Here is a 17,332-nt window from a genome sequence, read left to right as displayed (position 1 = left end):
TTATTAGTAAAATTTAATCAATGATCATGGATGAAAATAATCGCCAAAGAATGGAAGCATTTATTACCCGTTGGCAAAAAGCAAGCGGCAATGAACGGGCCAATTATCAATTATTTCTAACAGAATTTTGTGAGGTGTTAGGTGTAGAAAAACCACGACCGAAAGGTACAGAAGAAGGCGATCGCTTTTGTTTTGATAAAGACATTAGGGTTATTCCCCCTGATGGTGAGGTGATCATCAAGCCTAATTTTATTGATCTTTACAAAGAAGGCCATTTTGTTTTAGAGGCCAAGCAAGGAAGTGATCTGAGTGCGAAAGGCGTGGGCAAACGAGGAACTAATAGTTATCGAAAAGCGATGAAAAAAGCCTTTGCCCAAGCTCTGAATTATGCGCGATTTTCCCCCGTTAAACCGCCATTTTTAATTGTTTGTGATATTGGTAATCATTTTCGCATTTGGCAAGATTTTAATCCCTATTGGTTAAGTGCGAATGGCAATTATGGAACCTATGATAGTGGTGAATATATTGATTTTCAAGATTTACTAAGACCAGAAATTGTTGAGCGATTTGTTAAGATTTTTTCCGATCCTCAATCTTTAAATCCAGAGAAGATCGCGGCCAAAGTAACTAGGGAAGTGGCTGCTGATTTGGCAATTTTAGCAAAAATGTTAGAACATGAAATGCCACCAGCCCATAAAGTTGACACAAAACCGAGAAAACGCGATCCCCAGGAAGTGGCTCAGTTTTTAATGCGTTGTATTTTTACAATGTTCGCAGAAGATATTGAATTATTACCCGATCATATTTTTACTAATCGTCTTAAAGATCGTTGGCTAGATAAGCCTTACAAGTTTAAGGAAGAGGTTGAAGAACTTTGGAAAGTAATGAATACAGGAGGAAACTTTGCCTTTGATAAATTCCTGCGTTTTAACGGTAATTTATTTTCGGATGCTACGGCTTTTAATTTAAAAAAAGAACAATTAGAAATTTTATTATCGGCTTCAGGACGGGACTGGAAAAGTGTGGAGCCTGCTATTTTTGGAACCTTATTAGAACAGGCTTTAGAGACCGATGAACGCAGTCAATTAGGAGCGCATTATACTCCTCGTTCCTATGTGGAGCGTTTGGTTCGTCCCACTATTATTGAGCCGTTACAGGAACAATGGCAGTTAATTCAAGGGGAAGTGGAGCATATTTTAGATACGGAATCCGAGGCAAGTCAGGAAGAAAAAGTTAGTTTAGCAAAGACTGTTTTAGAGGATTTCCTAAAGCAATTACGGGAAATTAAGGTACTTGATCCTGCCTGTGGTTCGGGTAATTTCCTTTATGTCACTTTGGATTTAATGAAGACTTTGGAGTTAGAAGTCTTTAATCGTTTGGAAACCGTAACAGGAGAATCTCAGTTAAAATTAGAGTTTGAAAAGGTTAATCCTTCGCAATTTTTAGGCATTGAAATTAATCCCAGGGCAGCCGCGATCGCTGATTTAGTGATTTGGATTGGTTATTTACAATGGCATTTCCGCTTATTTGGAACCTTGCCTCCGATTGAGCCTGTTTTGCGTGAATATAAAAACATTGAATTTCGAGATGCGGTGTTAGCCTACGATAAAATTAAAACGGCGGTTGATCCGAAAACAGGTAAGGTAAGAACGCGCTGGGGGGGCAAAACGATTAAGCATCCAGTGACTGGAGAAGAAGTGCCTGATCCGAATGATCAAGAAAAGATTTTGCATTATGTTCGTCCCCGTCCCGCCCTATGGCCAGAAGCTAATTATATTGTTTCTAATCCGCCTTTTATTGGCAATAAAAGAATGCGACATCTATTAGGAGATGGTTATGTCGAAACCTTAAGAAAAGTTTATAAGGAAGTACCTGAATCTGCTGATTTAGTGATGTATTGGTGGAACAAAGCCGCTCAGTTATTAACAGAGGGAAAAATTAAACATTTTGGTTTGATTACAACCAATAGCATTACCCAACCTTTTAATCGAAGAGTTGTTGAAAATTATCTCTCTCAGGATAAAGGTCTATCTTTAATTTTTGCTATTCCCGATCATCCCTGGGTAGATACGAAAGATGGAGCCGCCGTTAGAGTGGCCATGACTGCTTGTGCTTTAGGAGAATACCAAGGTAATTTATTAATTTCAACTCAAGAAATAACCGATCAAGAGGGAGTTAGTGAAGTTGAATTTTCAAATAATATTGGCAAGATTAATACTAATTTAACGATTGGTGAAAATACCCAAGAATTAATCAGATTACAAGCGAATCTGGGATTATCCTTTCAAGGAGTTATTTTATCAGGCGAAGGTTTCAGGTTAACAAAAGAAGACTTACAATCTTTAGGTATTCAAGCTCACCAATTACCAGAAGTTATCAAGCCTTATCTCATCGGTCGAGATTTAGTTCAAAATCCTCAAAATAGATGGGTAATTGATTTTTATGGAATTACTCAGCAAGAGGCATTTTTACAGTATCCTGCTTTGTACCAAATTCTTTTAGATAAAGTTAAACCGATTCGAGATCAACAGAAGAGAAAAGCTAATCGAGAGCATTGGTGGCTATTTGCTGAAAAAAGACCAGAGTTTAGAAAGTCACTGCAATCACTGACTCGTTATATTGCAACTTGTCGAACTGCAAAACATCGAATTTTTACATTTTTAAATAGTGCTATTCTGCCGGATGCAAAATTGATTGCTATTACTTTAGACGATAGTTATTATTTAGGGATTTTATCTTCACAAATTCATGTTTTATGGTCATTAAGGACGGGAGCTTTTTTAGGGGTAGGAAATGATTCCAATTATAATCATAGTGATTGTTTTATGAAGTTTCCTTTTCCTACTCCCTCTGAAACCTTAAAACAACAAATTCGAGACCTAGGGGAAAGACTAGACAATCACCGTAAAACTGTCCAGACTAATCATCCCGATATTACCCTCACAGGAATGTATAATTTGCTTGAGAAAATGCAAAAAGAAGAACCTTTTTCTGCACCAGATCAAGCCTATAATAACCGTGCTTTAGTTTCTATCCTTAGACAAATCCATGACGAATTAGATACGGCGGTTTTTGCTGCCTACGGTTGGCCTGAAAATCTGACGGAGGGCGAAATCCTAGAGCGTTTAGTTGATCTCAATTTGGAACGGGCTGAAGAAGAGAAAAATGGGCTGATTCGTTGGCTTCGTCCCGACTATCAAGCTCCTGATCAAATCACGACTCAACCTGAAATTGAAGGAATCGAAATCGAAGATATAGCACCAATTACTCCCGTCGAACTTCAGAAATTCCCCACTACTTTTAAAGAACAACTTACTGCCATTCGGGAACTATTACGAACCCAAAATCGAGAATGGACAATCGAGCAAATTGATAGCCAATTTTCAGGGAGGAAAAAGACAAAAGCTATTGCCAATTGCTTAGAAATTCTTGAAGAATTAGGTCTTATTATTAGCCATGAAGAAAGTAGCAAAAAATCCTATTATGCGGCTGAGTTACAACAAAATTAGATCGCTTCTCTAACGGTGATTAATTTATACAATTGATAAGCGTTTTGGCGGCGATCGCTGCAATGCTTCTCCTATTCTCCTATTCTCCTATTCTTCGATTAAGATTTGTTTATCTCAATGACTCTCCTCTTTTAAGTGCAATGTATTGCCTTAACTGTAATACTTCTATGATAAGTGATTGACTTAGAATTTTCAATCCTTCCGAAAAGTTAAGTTTTTAGCCTCTTAGAGCATAACGTCTTGAACGTTTTATTCAAAGGTTTAAGTACTGTCTAGAGGAACGTTTTGAAAAGGCGATCTCTTTTTGCGAGGATTCAATTAGATGAGACGATCACTATACTGTGAGATTAGGAAGCTATCATTTGAGGGATGATCTTTTTGCAAGGTGCGATCACGTTATAATGAGATTAAATTGATGCGATCGCCTTTAACCAAAATCCATCCTAAGGATTAATTTCACCATGAACTCTATAAAAATCATTCACAACTCGACTCGTCCTGTTCTTTTTCTGGCCACTGCTCTATTGACAATAACTAACTGGGGATTTCCTGTTATTAGCTCTGCTCAAAATGCGCCTACAAAACAAGAAACCGCTTCTGCTCAAAAAGTACAGTTAATGTTTGTGCAAACGTCGGAAGATCTAAAGGTAAATTCTGAAGACAAAACCCTGCGTTTAGTCAATGTTAATCCACAAACCTTATATTTTTCCGATCGCCCAAAACGAGTAGCAGGAAATTTGACCATGCCCGCCTATTTCGATGAATGGACAGCAAAAGCAGGGTCAGACAACTTTAAAAATGATCCCCCCAATGCCACCCTTTCTGTCTATGAAGGCAACAATAAAGAAAATACATTGGCTGTGATCGAAATCAGTAATCCTGTGATGGAAGGCAAAGATCTAATCTACAAATATAAAATTATTGAAGGCGAACTGCCCAAATCAGGCGGTGCAACGGCTTTATTTATTGATTGGATTGGTGCGGGTGGTGGAGTTGGCCCTGGTTTTCACGGAGTTGGAGCGGGAACTCGCGGAGTTGGACTGACTGGTGGTTACGGTGGCCCAGCAAGATAGGACGATCCTAGCCATCAATCCCAATAGGATCAGTTTTTAATCCGTAAAGCTTTTTTAATTGGTAAGATACCTCTAATTCGGAATTAGTTGGTGTCTTTTTTTTGTTTTTTCTATTGATAGTTTTATCCTCGCTATTTCTTCCGTTGTTTTCTAATCTATATTTACCCATATTTCCCTTTTTTATTTCCAATAATTCACGAGTATTAATACTCATTCCAGTCTGGGATATTCCCAGCCCTAAATAGGGCTTGCTGAAAAAAGCTGAAACCTTTACGGAGAAAAATAGTAGGCGAATTAAGAACCGCTAGAATGCACGAAAATAGGGTAGAATGCCTCAAAACCATTGCATTAAGAAGAGAGAAAGCAGATGTACCGAAAGCAACAGTACTCAATTGAAACACCAGAAAACTTGAAAAATCTGTTCGGCGGGCAGTTAGACGAAGAAAATCGTTGGATAGAAATGTCAAAAATGATTCTTTGGGAAGAATATGAGGAAGAATATGCAAAAAACTTCACAGAAAAAAAAGGAGCCCCAGCCAAATCATTTAGAATGGCATTAGGAGCATTAATTATCAAAGAAATTTCAGGAAAAAGTGACAGAGAAACAGTAGAACAAATAAAAGAGAACCCTTATTTACAGTACTTTATAGGAATGGAAAGCTATAGTAGCAAAGAAGCATTTAATGCGTCAATGATGGTTCATTTTCGTAAAAAAATAGGAATGGAATTAATAAATAAAATTAATAAAGAAATAGAAAAAAAAGCGACGGGTGTAGCGTCAGAAAAAAAAGAAAATGAAGGAAAGTTATTGTTAGATGCGACTTGTACACCAGCAGATATAAAATATCCAACGGATATAGGAATATTGAATGATGCCAGAGAAAAAACAGAAAAAATAATAGATAAGCTGTATGAAGAAATAAAAGAGAAAAGGAAAGAAAAGCCGAGGACTTATAGGGAAGTGGCAAGAAAAGAGTACTTAGCCATAGCAAAAAAACGTCGTGTGTCAAAAAAAGAAAGAAGAAAAGGAACAAAAAAACAACTAGGATATATAAAAAGAAACTTGTCTGATATAGAAAAAATGATAGAAGAGGGAGCAAAGTTAGAAAAACTAACGAAAAAAGAGCAAGAAGAGCTTGTAACGATAGGAAAAGTGTATGAGCAACAGTTAGAAATGTATGAAAAAAAGACAAATAAAGTAGAAAACAGAATTGTGAGTGTAAGCCAACCTCACGTGCGTCCAATAGTGCGTGGAAAAGCGGGAAAAGCAGTAGAGTTTGGAGCTAAAATATCGGCAAGTAATGTGAATGGCTTTGTCTTCTTAGACAAATTAAGTTGGGATAATTACAACGAATCGGGAGATTTACAAGCGCGAATAGAAGAATATAAAAGGGAAACAGGATGTTATCCGGAATCGGTTCATGTGGATAAAATCTATCGAACAAAAGCGAATCGAGCTTATTGTAAAGAAAGGGATATAAGAATGAGTGGTCCCCGATTGGGAAGACCGCCGAAAGAGGTGAGCAAAGAAAAAAAGAAAGAGGCACGCTCAGATGAAAGAGTGCGTAATGCCATTGAGGGTAAATTCGGACAGGGAAAGAGGAAATTTAGTCTTGGTCGAGTGATGGCCAAACTACCTGAGACCTCGGAAACGGTAATTGCGATGAACTTTTTGGTAATGAATCTTTCTACTCTACTTCAGAAGACAAAAAGTAAAAAGTTGTAGAGTCGTTTCTCTTGTGAAAAATGGTGTTAATTTTCCTCTCTTTTGTGAGGAGTGATTTGTGTTGACCTTTTTAGACAGAAAGGAACAATAGATTAAACAAAATCTGTATTTTGATTTGTTTCCATAAGGATAAGTTATCTATGCTTTTTCAGTCCATACTTCCCTAACCCACATTTCTTTCGTTTTTTGACTTTTTCAGCAAGCCCTAATTAATCCTAACAGTAAATATTTAAAATACTCATAGGCTCTCACTTCTGGAAATAAGTCTTTGTACAATTCACTGTAGCTATCTATAAATTGTACTGTTGGTTTTGCGGCTCTTGGCTTCGTCATATACACCGCCTTGCTTCTAGCCATTTTTCTTCATTATAGCTCTCTTGCTCTGACAAAAGAGAGATATCTCTCTTTTGTTACTTTAGGAAATGATTTTAAATCTCAAATCCTACAACCCTTGCTCAACAAGGATCTGTCGTTATTTCTGAGGATAAAATAAAATATGTGTTTCCTCCTAACTTAATAGCTCAAAAGTCTTGCTATGGAAGGACTTTAGTATTTGAGGTTTGAAAATGTCTTCCTAGTCTAACAGAAGAGAAATATCAAAATACCAAGAAAGCATACATCTCACTAGAAAATTACTAAAATTGGGGAATAAAGACTTCCTCAGCCGTGCGATAAGACCACATCAATAATCGTGTCTCGCTGTTCATGGGTAGCGGTAATATCTAGAAAAACCAGTTCATCAGCCTCAGCTTCGTTATACAATCTTGCTAATTCGACCGGATCACCCGCATCTCTGAGATCAACAAAATTCACTCCCTTTACCACTCGACCGGAATTGACATCTAGACAAGGTAAAATTCGTTTGGCTAACATAGGTGGTTGGGGAAACAAATAAGGTAGTAATTATAATAGTTTAGGGCGATCGCCGGTTAGGGATTAGAGAAAAATCCAAATTTGATAATAGCTCCGATGACCGCAACAATCAAAACCCAGATTTGTCGGTTTTGACTAGTTTCGAGCTTATCTACCCGTTTCTCCCGTCCGTCTAATTTTTCTTCTATTTTGGGCAAGGCTTCTAGCTTGGTTTCAATGCGCTCTAATCGATTTTCAATCTTGGTTAGGACATCTTCAAGTCTGGTTTCAACAATAATGGGGTTACTCATGGGTTAAACTTTCTTTAAGTTTTGTTTGATGGATTGGGATAAGTTCGTCGCTTCTCCCTTCCGGCTTTCTAGGGTAAAAGATGAGGGTTTAGAAGCGATCGCACCACTAATTATTGTTTAATTCACAATACTAAAACTATTGGTTCCAGCCAATTTTTTATTCAGCGTAATCCATAATTCTGACTTGTCAGAACGCAAACTACTAAAATAATCGCTGTTAGCGGTCAACGTCACACCATTTAACGTCACCTGAGCAGGGTTAGCCGGGCCAGTGTAGTTACGCACCACGATAATAGGAGAATTGAGCGTTGCTGGAGCCGAGCTAGATACCACAAAGGATAAAGAAACCTTATTACTAGCAGCGTTCACTTCCCAGGTGCCAAAAACAGGGCTAAATCCTGAAGGACTATAGGCAATTGTGTCCGTTCGCCCCACGCCGGCAATGCCACTCGTTAATACCGTTCCCACACTAGCGGTTAAAGTGGTTAAACTAGCTGTCTTCGCTTGCAGGGCAACATTTTGAGTCGGATTGGCCGAGTGAGGATCTAAAACAATATAAACGCTATAACTCACTTTGGGATAGCCGCTCACCGTATAACCATTGGAACTGGTAAAAGAACTATTGCCTAAAGATCCCCAATCTGCCCCCCAGGCTAAACGCTTATTATTCGTTGTTTGAGTTGCATTGGAAACAGAATATTGAATTAATTGATAGGCCCAATCACTCGTACAGGGTATTTTGTGATTGTAAGCAGGCCCCGCACCACCATCATTGAGACAAAGGGTTCCCATCGTTGCACTCGTTTTGCCCCGCCAGATAGGAGCTTGATAATTGTTGTAGCCTCCAGCATTTTGAAGGGCCGTGATTCGGGTTCCAGCTATACCCATTTCAGCATCCACCGTTGTCGTCCAGAGCGAACTATAGGGCGCACCAGGATTAAGCTGAGAATAGTCCCAATCATTATTCATGGTGAAGGGATTACCTGAAGAAATGAATCTGTACTTATCGCCCCAAGCCACTCCTGCAACTAGGGCCGAACCATCACCCCCTTCGATCTTCATATCTCCATAGGGCGCACGAAAATCCGAGTCTATAGCGCGATTAGGAGCGGCAGATAAATCAAAGGTGACTGACCAGATAGGATAGTTTCGACCTGTCGCAAAGAGCCATTGAATCCGAACGGGCATATTATAAACCGTGACATTCGACTTATTGGTACTGTTAATGGTTGTCCAGGGCGCAAAGCCACTATTAATCGCTGCTTGGGTCAGGCCATAGCGAACATAGTTCAGCGTGTATTCATGAATGGCATGGTGCGTACCGGTAAATACCTTGCTGTAGGTCGCGCTATTGCCAGAACCAAAGGGAGAATCACTGGCTCCATAGGCACTCGCAAAGGAGGGATTGCTTAGATGAGCGACAATATAGCCAAACCCTCCAGCACTGGTCCCAGGATTGATGGTTCGCGTTGTGCCATCATTCAGTACATAAGTGAACTGTTTGGCATTACCACCCTTACTGGTATCGTTTCGTGCCAAAGCGGCTGTTCGGAGACGACAACTGCTGTCATACCACTTATATTGATCATTCAAAAAGCCGTTAAGACTAACGCCACCATTAGCAGTCCCTGAATCCACGACTAAAGAACCACAGCTACTCGTGGTTGAAGTGGGAACCAAGGTGATGTTATCGAGGTTAAAGACAATATTTCCTTGGCCTAAGCCATCCTGAAAGTTCAAACGTTGAAGAGCGGTGAGGGTTCCTGCCAAGGCACTAATGGGAATTGTTACAGTTGACCAGGTATTGGCAGCTAGGGGTGGGGAGGCATAGGTGGAGAGGGAAACTGCGTTACCGAGGGTATTGCCATTTTGGAGAGTAATGCTAAGGGCGGCTACCTTGGCAATATTACTAGACGCGCCTGGGTTTACGTCAAAAGAGACAGCCGATAAAGAACTTAAACTGGTGGTAGTGGGACTTTGACTAAGACTAAAGGCTCCCCAGGGATCAGTAATAGTGACTTTTGCTGAGGCGGTTCCTGATTTTTGAACGGTGGTGTCATTGAGATAGGTGGTTCCCCAACTCCAGTTATTCCAACCCGTAACCAGACTATCGGTATAGACAGCCGCCGCTGATGCCGCCTGACCATAACCAGCGATCGCCCAGGCAATTAAGCCGAAGGTCAGTTGAGAAGCAATCATTTTAATCGGTTTAAACATTGAGATTGGCCTCGAAGACAGAGAATGATGAGTAATTGGACAAAAAGATGAGTTAAAATAAATCAGAATAAAAATAGAAATAGTACGAAATCCCTTTGTTAAAGCTACCTTAATTTTGGGTAGGGGTTTGGTTTCCAAATCCAGAGAGTATAGGATTTAGAGACTAAGCCCCTACATTGCCTAAAAAGAGGTATGACAACAGGATTTGGTATAACACCAAGCTTGTTTTCCTGAAACTGAAGTCGATCTTCAACCGTGAAATTTACTCAATGAGAAAATTGGAACTTAAGCAAGTCGTATGATATTGCAAACCTTAGATTTACAAGATTTTCGGTGATTGTTAACCTTGTATGATCTGTATAACCACCATCATGGGAGAAATAGCGATAAACGACAAGGGGAAAAAGTCAGAAAAAGTCAGGTCAATTTCTGTTGTTAGAAACGCTGATTGTACTCGATCGCGCCCCGACTATCATCCAAAAAATTACTGGAACCGCGCACTCGCAGATTTTCGTTAACACGGTAAGAAGCTCCCCATTGAGGTGGGCGATCGGCATTAAAAATCTTCTGTACGGAAAGAGCAAAATCATCGTTTAAATCAATGCCCGCTTCTGCCGCAATACCCAGTTGATTGGCTTGAGTCCGTTCTTTTTCGTTGATCAAGGGAGTAGAAAAAATCCGAAATTGATTGAGACCCAAAGCTTCCCCAATGCGACCCTGCACCGTCCCTAACACTGCCGAACTAGCAAAATTTGCTAAACCCAAGGAAGTCTCTCCCTGGCCTAAATCATTGATAAAACTACCTCCGAGTAAGGTAATAATTTCACCTCGACTGCGGCTAGGAGTACTGGTTAATTGAATACTCTGATCTAATTGACTGGCATATCCTTGAATATTAGCATTAATACGCACGGTTTGCAGACTATCTCGATTGGCAGTAAAAGGCTCATCTATCTCGGTCGAGAGTGAAAACGAGTTAGTAGAATTACGTCCATCATTACTCGCTAGGCGATGACTCGTTTCTGTTGCAGCACTGATTAAATGTAAGTTTAGATAGGGATCCAGTTTGCGATGAAAATAAACCGCATTCTCTTCTCCTCCCCCTAATCTTAACTGACTGGCAAAGAGGTTAACCTGGCCACTTTTCAGACTAATCATGCCCTCTGGTTCCATCTTGCTAATACTGCCATTCAGGGTGACACCACCACTGGCTAAAAAGTCGAGGAGAAGCGGGCGTTGAATACGGATATCCTCCCCTAGGGTTAATTTAAAGTTTTGAAATTGGGTTTGGTTGGCCCATCCCTGGCCCTGACTGAGTTGGGGAATCTGACCGCCGATCAACACCGTTCCCTTGAAAAGGTCTAAATCCCCCCCGATGCGAAGCTGTTGAATATCGCCACCAACTTGTATTGTCCCTTGCAGACCACCTTCATAGAGATCGGGAAATTTGACCGCTAGATTGTTAAGGGAAAGGGAGAGGGTGGAAGGAGGAGGAGAGGGGGAGAGGGGGAGAGGAGAGGAGGGATGAAGGTTGAGAAAACCGCTAATAGCCAGATCGCCACCACTCAATTTTCCCGTTAGGTTTTTCACGTCTAAACGATGGAGATCTAAGGTAATCGTGCCGTTAATGTCCGTGAGGGGTTCCTGGGGAAAGATTTTAGCCGCGATCGCTGCTTGACTGAGATTCGCCAATCCTGCCACCTGTAGATCCTGCACCATTTGGGTTTGGGGATCGAGCCGACCAAATGCATCTAATTGCACCGTTCCTTGGCCACCCCGCCAAACTAATTCTCCATTGGTCAGCAAGTCCAGAATTTTTAAACTGTCGTTATTGATCCGCAAACCAACGGTAAAGCGATCGCTGTCTGAGCGAGTGGAAGCAAAGGGCAAAAGGTAGGGAAAGGAGCCTTTGAGGGTAAGGGGATCGGTTTTCTGGTTGAGTACCGTATCAATGGCAAAATCGAGTCGTCCCTGCTGATAGGAAAATAGGCCGGTAGTGGACTGTAATTGAGATTGGTTAATGGTGGCATTGTCAACCTGAAGTTTCCCCATTGCCCTAGGATTAGATCGACTCCCCCCGATCGCGATCGCTGCTTGGAGCTTTCCTCCTAAACGCACAGCCTCCGGTAGGCCGATCAGGCTGGCAAAGGGCTGCAATGGCACATTTTCTAACTGCAATTCCCCTTCCTGGCCGTAGCCCCCCACCTTGCCCGTGAGCGTCATTAAACTATTTCCCGACTGTAATCGCAGGGGATGAAGCGATAATTGGCCCCTATCCCATTCGCCCTGTAATTCCCATTCGGCCACCTGGAATTGTCCCCAATGCCAATCCAGACCATTGACCTGAAAATTGAGAGCCACCTCTCCTCCCCAAGTTCCCTGTACTCCCACCTTGCCCGCTAACTTGCCCTGTAAGCTTTCTAGATCGGGGAGTCGAGATTGTTGCGGGCACGAAGTGTGCCTTTGGCATCGCCGTTCTTGCCAATGACGAAGAAGGTTATTAACATTCTCAAGTTCTTTAAAAGGTTCGTTTGCTCTATCTTGGGGATTACCCACCGAAATTAAGGCCTCTTGGGGATTAGTAACCGCAACCCCATAGAGATCCTTGGCTCGTCCATAGACCGGGGCATTCAGACCGCGTTTGAGATCCTCTAAACGAAAAATTTGTAAGCTGGTCAAAAGATCCTGGATTGAGACTTGATCGAGGGAAATTTCCCCTTGAAAAGCACTGTTTTGGGCCAGATTGAGACGACCTTGCAATCCATACCGACTATTTTGACTATACAATTGTCCTGAATTTAAGCTAAAAATCCCCTGTCCATAGCTAAAATTCCCTGTCAAGCGATCGCCGCCATAGTTGCCTAAACGAGGCTGCTCAATTCTGACCTTACCCTGGGCTGATTGTTGAGCAAAATTAAAGGTTAGATCTCCCCATAGATTTCCCCCCAGAGCAGGCAGGTTTTGGTTGAATACTGACTGTCCCGATCTTGCCAACCAGGGACGACCTAAACCGACCAAAGATTGCAAAAGAGAGAGCGGAACCTGTTTAGCCATCAGAAAAAGTTGTTCTTGTTCTCTCACTCCTTGAATGGTCATCCCCTGCCGTTGCAACCTCAAAGCGGTGGGTTGATTTTGACTGTCTAAGGTCAGACTGAGGCGATCGCTGTCACCCCGTAGTTGTAGATGCGTTCCCTGATGGTTTTTGCCAATTTGGCCCGTCAAACGACGATCAAAACTGAGATCTCCTAGCTGTAAATTTTCTAGAGCGAGTTTTCCCAGAAGTTGCGGTTGGGCCAGATTCCCCCGCAGACTCCCCGTAAAATTGACCTGGCCACCATAGGCTAGGGGGTAAGGTGATTGCGCTAATAGTGCAGTCAAAGGAAGTCCCTGGGCAACTAGGCTTAAGTTAACTTGCTTAACCCTCTGGGTCAGGTTTTGAGGAGAATTTAAGGCAGCGAGATCAACCTGAATATTTCCCTGGACCGACAGGTTTTTGGTCTGAATTTTTTGTAAGGCTAACCGTTCTCCCTGCCAGGCAAAGACCGTACTTAAAGGCTGAGTTAAGTTGGCTAAACCCTGACTAAAATCTAGATTGCCAGTTACCTGGGTTAATTGGGGCTGCAATCTCTGCAATTGTCCTTGCAGTTTAACCTGACCATCCAGATTCCCCCGCAGGGAAGGGTTTAATTGATTCAGTCCCAAAGCTTGGGAGACTAGAGTGGCCTCAAAACGATGGGCATCAAAATTGACCTGTTTCGCTCTTACTTGGCCCTGGGCAAAAAGTAACTTCCCTTCACCCCTTCCCACCAAAGTCGCGATCGGATCTTTAACCGTTCCTCCTATTTGAACCTGCCCTGTGACCATACCGGCTAGAGCCTGAGACTGTGGTAGCGGTAGAGCGCGTAGGGGAATTTGGTCAGCCAGTAAAGCAGCTTGCCATTGACCTTGATCGAGCTTAAGATGTTGGGCCAAGATCTGGCCCTGAGGAAATTGAATTTGAGCCTGACCCCTGACTATTAAATCATCCTGTAAAGGTTGAGACCCTAGATGGCCCCCTACAATTAGTTGAGCTGTTAACCGTCCCGCTTGGCTTAAAGACAATTGGGGAAACCAAGAACGAATCGGCAAATCCTGGGTCTGTAACTGGGCCTGCCATTGTTGATCTTGTAAAGAGATCTGGTTAATGTAAACAACTTTTTTACTAACACCGTCGGTTGCAACCGCATTTTCGCTCGCCCTGACCAGTAATCGGGCCTCTCCTTTCGCCTCCAGGGTTTTTAGCTGATCTTGATAGCCTTTAACCTGAAAATCTCCCTGTAATCTGCCTTGCCCAAGGAAAGTTGGTAAAGAGAAGGGGAGTTGGGCTACCTGTAAGCGATTAAGTGTTAAGTGACCTTGCCAATGGCCCTGGTCATAGCTGACATTTTCACCCCGAATTTCACCACCGGCTAGGGGAATTTGCATTCTAGCTTGGGTAAAACTTAGATGGGGAAAGAGAGCGTCTTGATCGCTTTTTAAATGGGCTTTTTCCTGGGGCCAGAGGGCCGTAATTTGTCCTTGTCCCGAAAGTTGCTGAATTTCCCTGGGCAGAGACTTGCCATAACGATGGGCTAGGGCTTGAATGGCGAGTTTTTCTGCCTGAATGGTTCCTTGAAAACGAGAAAAGGTTATTTTTCCTTGTTGTCGCTTGCCCAAAAGTTGGCCTTGCCCTTGAATTTTTCCCCCTGTTAATAGCTGGGTTTGAAAGTGATCAATGATGACATTAGAACCCTGTAGGCTTAAGTTCGCGGTTAGAGTTTCTAAGCCCAGGCGATCAATCTGAAGTGGTCGGCGATCGCTGTTTTGAATTTGAGCCGTAATTTGAGGTTGGGAGAGAGGGCCTGTCACCTGCAACTGAGCAGTAATCTTTCCCTCTAGGGTGACAGAAGGAGCCGGCAGTTTTAACGCTTGCGGAATTTGGGCTAGGGCTAGAGGCTGAGTATTTAGGGTGAGATGATAGCCTTTTATTAGGTCAAGAGAACCCTGAGCCTGAGCAATCAACCGGGCCTGATTTTTACCGCCTTCACCCAATTGCCCAACCACTTGCTCCAGGAAAACCGTTGTGCCTTGAAAACGTAATGGCCCCCGAATCGCCGTTATCGGTTGGGGAAAGAGGGATAGTTCGGTGCTGACATTCTGTAAATTAGCCAGACCCTGTACCTTTATGAGCCGTTGTTGCCGCACGGTAATATCTAGATTGCTATCTAAATAACCCTGGGTGAAAGCTAAGGGTAAGGGCAACAGGTCACTCACTGCCTTCGCCGTTAATTGCGAGCCTCTAACCGACAGGTTTAAGTCATGTGCTTTTGGTTGGTACAAACCCGCGATCGCCAACTGTCCGGTTTGGGCAAGTTGTCCCTGAAGCTTAAAATAAACCTTTTGTTGCGATTGAAATTGGCGAAGATCAATGTCTGCTCGCTCTAGGGAAATCGGGACAGGGGATTTGAGTTTTCCCTGCTTATTCCGTGCTACCAAAATAATATTGGCTTTTTGCAGTTGTAACCGCTTGAGCTGGAAAGGAACATCAGGTCTAAGGCGATCGCAAGGGGTTAATAACCATTCTCCCGTTTTCCCCTGCTCCAGATAAATTTGGGGTGAATCCGCGATCGCCTCTAGAGATAACTGACGATAACCTAAATAGTCTAGGGGATTAAAATGAATTTCCAGTCCCGCCATTGAAACTTGATCGGGATCCTGAGGCGTTTTCTCTAATCGACTAGCCCCAAAACGCAGAGAATTAAAGGAAACAGCCTCCAATTTGCCCAGCTTGACTGGTCGGTTGAGAAAATCCCCTAGTCCTTGGCCAATTAAGGGCGCAATCTGAGTTTGAACAAAATATTGTCCATAGATCCCCCCACCAAGAATTGTTAACGCGCCAATTCCCGCCAAGCTCCAGAGCCAGTAGCTTTTTTGCCAGCTAGGTCGCTTGAAAGGGCGATCAAGGACTCTGTTTTTGACCTCACTTGTATCAATAGGAACCAACCCTAGCAAAGAGGGAGATTCTTCAGTTGGCCTAGGATCGGTCATCATCGAAAAAAAAGGGTCTGAAACCCCGTCCTTCTAGGACGGCTTTACAAGGTGTTAGAATCGATGTGCTGAATACGAAAACCAAGTGGTCGGCATCGCACCTTGAAAACTAGGCTTAGGGGGTTCTTGCTAGAAAGGCTTGGCAAGGTAAAAAGTCTAAGCAACAAGTACAAAAAGCATTTTGCTGAAACCGTACCGTGGGACACACGGAATCGGGCTTCTGAAATGGGGTAAAAGTCTGTGGACTCTGTGTAAGACAGTACATGGTTTTTAAAACTGTGTTATGCGACGGTGAATGAAGCAGAAACCTAAATTGTGAGGTTTAGGAATCTTCGCAGTTCTACGGCGGAGAGGATGTCAAGGCGAGATTTACCCCTCAGGAGTAATACGTTAGTTTGAGGGAATCCCTGCTGTTGTATTGTCCCGATCCGCCCAACCGCAATTACAAGTCGTTCTGAGTTTCTTCAAGGTAGCGGTAATATCTTGTCCATAGCGATTATTAGCCCAGGTCTGGAGTTGTTGCTCGTCCAAAGCTGCGATTAGTTCATTATAGGTTTTAATCGCCGCCGCAAACTGATTAATATCCACCAAACTTTCACCCTGAGGATCGCCAGGCAAGATCTTTTCAAATACCTTGTCCTTCATGTTCTCTGGATCTTCGGGTAAGGTTTTCTCCGTCGTTAAGCCCTGTAGGGTGGTAATCAAATCCCTAAGAGTCTTACTTTTAATGATTTCGGGATCGGTATCTGGGCCGGCTAACGGATCATCCATATCGGGAACAATGGGCAGTTTTAAGCTTTCTTGCAGGGATTGTTGCGCCCTAGCCCCAGAGCTAACAAAGGGAAAAGGGGTTTCAACCGGTCGGTTAAAATACTCAACCAACGAAACCGAACGACTAGGGGGTTCTGCTGGAGTAGAAGCCGTTTCTGTTGTGGTAGATGGAAGGTTAGATGGAATGGAGGGTTCGATCGTGGGTTGAATTTCACCGCCTAGGGATGCGGCCGAACTAGGGGAGGTTGGAGAGGTTGGGGCAGTTGGGGCAGTTGGGGCAGTTGGGGCAGTTGGAGCAGTTGAGGTGTTTGGCGGTACAACTTCTGGGGGAGCAGTGGAGAGACTGGTTGCTGTTATCGCGGCTGGACGAAGCGTTAAACTATCAGCACAACTAAAAAGGGGCCCTTGATTACTGACGATATCTTGACCATTAGGGCCAGTAATAACATTTTTGGCTTCTAGTAAATTAATAGAATCACTTCCAGCTAAGTTGGTCGATAACATGGTTGCTACCGTTTTAAAGCGTAGTGACCCCTCCTGATTCTTGTAAGGGAGATTACATTTCCAATTTTTAGGACGTTGTCTGCCGCCGGCAAAGGCCCCCCCCGCCCCTTCATTGACGTTACCCCCAAAGGGAGGAGAGCCAAACAAGTCTCCCATAAAGGTTGAGCTGTCGGGATTGCCGGAACCACTATCCCCCGTAATAGCTGACCCTGTATTGGCCCAGCTTGCTTGAGGGGAAATTGCAATCAAACAGACACTAACAAGGCCACTGATGCCGATGATTTTAGTCAAATAACGCATGGT

General features: G+C 42.9%; 7 protein-coding genes and 2 pseudogenes. 3 read left to right on the top strand and 6 right to left on the bottom strand.

Going from position 1 to position 17,332, the window contains the following annotated elements; all coding sequences use genetic code 11:
- Nucleotides 1–20: 20 nt before the first annotated feature.
- Complete coding sequence (locus KA717_06500) at nt 21–3,509, top strand: class I SAM-dependent DNA methyltransferase (GenBank protein ID UXE62426.1); 3,489 nt, start codon at nt 21–23, stop codon at nt 3,507–3,509.
- Between the two features lie 461 nt (nt 3,510–3,970).
- Nucleotides 3,971–4,582: a hypothetical protein gene (locus KA717_06495; GenBank protein UXE62425.1), complete on the top strand. Its 612-nt coding sequence runs from the start codon at nt 3,971–3,973 to the stop codon at nt 4,580–4,582.
- 7 nt (nt 4,583–4,589) lie between these two features.
- Here KA717_06495 and KA717_06490 read toward each other — a convergent pair whose 3' ends face one another.
- The gene (locus tag KA717_06490; GenBank protein ID UXE62424.1) at nt 4,590–4,796 is read right to left on the bottom strand and encodes a hypothetical protein; all 207 of its coding nucleotides are present in this window, start codon (nt 4,794–4,796) and stop codon (nt 4,590–4,592) included.
- Between the two features lie 153 nt (nt 4,797–4,949).
- On the opposite strand from KA717_06490, the pseudogene KA717_06485 reads away from it, so the two are divergent.
- Nucleotides 4,950–6,287 (top strand): annotated as a pseudogene (locus tag KA717_06485) (IS5 family transposase).
- Between the two features lie 665 nt (nt 6,288–6,952).
- On the opposite strand, the pseudogene KA717_06480 reads toward KA717_06485, so the two are convergent.
- The 5 genes and pseudogenes from KA717_06480 to KA717_06460 form a co-directional block, all read right to left on the bottom strand.
- Nucleotides 6,953–7,181 (bottom strand): annotated as a pseudogene (locus tag KA717_06480) (HisA/HisF-related TIM barrel protein).
- A 56-nt stretch (nt 7,182–7,237) separates the two neighbouring features.
- Nucleotides 7,238–7,471: a hemolysin XhlA family protein gene (locus tag KA717_06475; GenBank protein UXE62423.1), complete on the bottom strand. Its 234-nt coding sequence runs from the start codon at nt 7,469–7,471 to the stop codon at nt 7,238–7,240.
- Nucleotides 7,472–7,588: 117 nt separating this feature from the next.
- Nucleotides 7,589–9,688 carry a hypothetical protein gene (locus KA717_06470; GenBank protein UXE62422.1) on the bottom strand — a complete coding sequence of 700 codons (2,100 nt, stop codon included), beginning with the start codon at nt 9,686–9,688 and terminating at the stop codon, nt 7,589–7,591.
- Between the two features lie 435 nt (nt 9,689–10,123).
- Nucleotides 10,124–15,718, bottom strand: coding sequence for a translocation/assembly module TamB domain-containing protein (locus KA717_06465; GenBank protein ID UXE62421.1), 5,595 nt, complete (start codon nt 15,716–15,718; stop codon nt 10,124–10,126).
- Between the two features lie 426 nt (nt 15,719–16,144).
- Complete coding sequence (locus KA717_06460; protein UXE62420.1) at nt 16,145–17,329, bottom strand: hypothetical protein; 1,185 nt, start codon at nt 17,327–17,329, stop codon at nt 16,145–16,147.
- Nucleotides 17,330–17,332 lie beyond the last annotated feature (3 nt).

It is taken from the genome of Woronichinia naegeliana WA131 (assembly GCA_025370055.1).
GTDB lineage: Bacteria > Cyanobacteriota > Cyanobacteriia > Cyanobacteriales > Microcystaceae > Woronichinia > Woronichinia naegeliana.
This window is presented reverse-complemented; position numbering and strand designations above follow the sequence as displayed.

Excerpts from the sequence above, each read along its gene's own strand:
- KA717_06460 (UXE62420.1), bottom strand. The coding sequence starts at position 17,329 with ATGCGTTATTTGACTAAAATCATCGGCATCAGTGGCCTTGTTAGTGTC.
- KA717_06500 (UXE62426.1), top strand. The coding sequence starts at position 21 with ATGATCATGGATGAAAATAATCGCCAAAGAATGGAAGCATTTATTACC.
- KA717_06470 (UXE62422.1), bottom strand. The coding sequence starts at position 9,688 with ATGTTTAAACCGATTAAAATGATTGCTTCTCAACTGACCTTCGGCTTA.
- KA717_06490 (UXE62424.1), bottom strand. The coding sequence starts at position 4,796 with ATGAGTATTAATACTCGTGAATTATTGGAAATAAAAAAGGGAAATATG.
- KA717_06495 (UXE62425.1), top strand. The coding sequence starts at position 3,971 with ATGAACTCTATAAAAATCATTCACAACTCGACTCGTCCTGTTCTTTTT.
- KA717_06475 (UXE62423.1), bottom strand. The coding sequence starts at position 7,471 with ATGAGTAACCCCATTATTGTTGAAACCAGACTTGAAGATGTCCTAACC.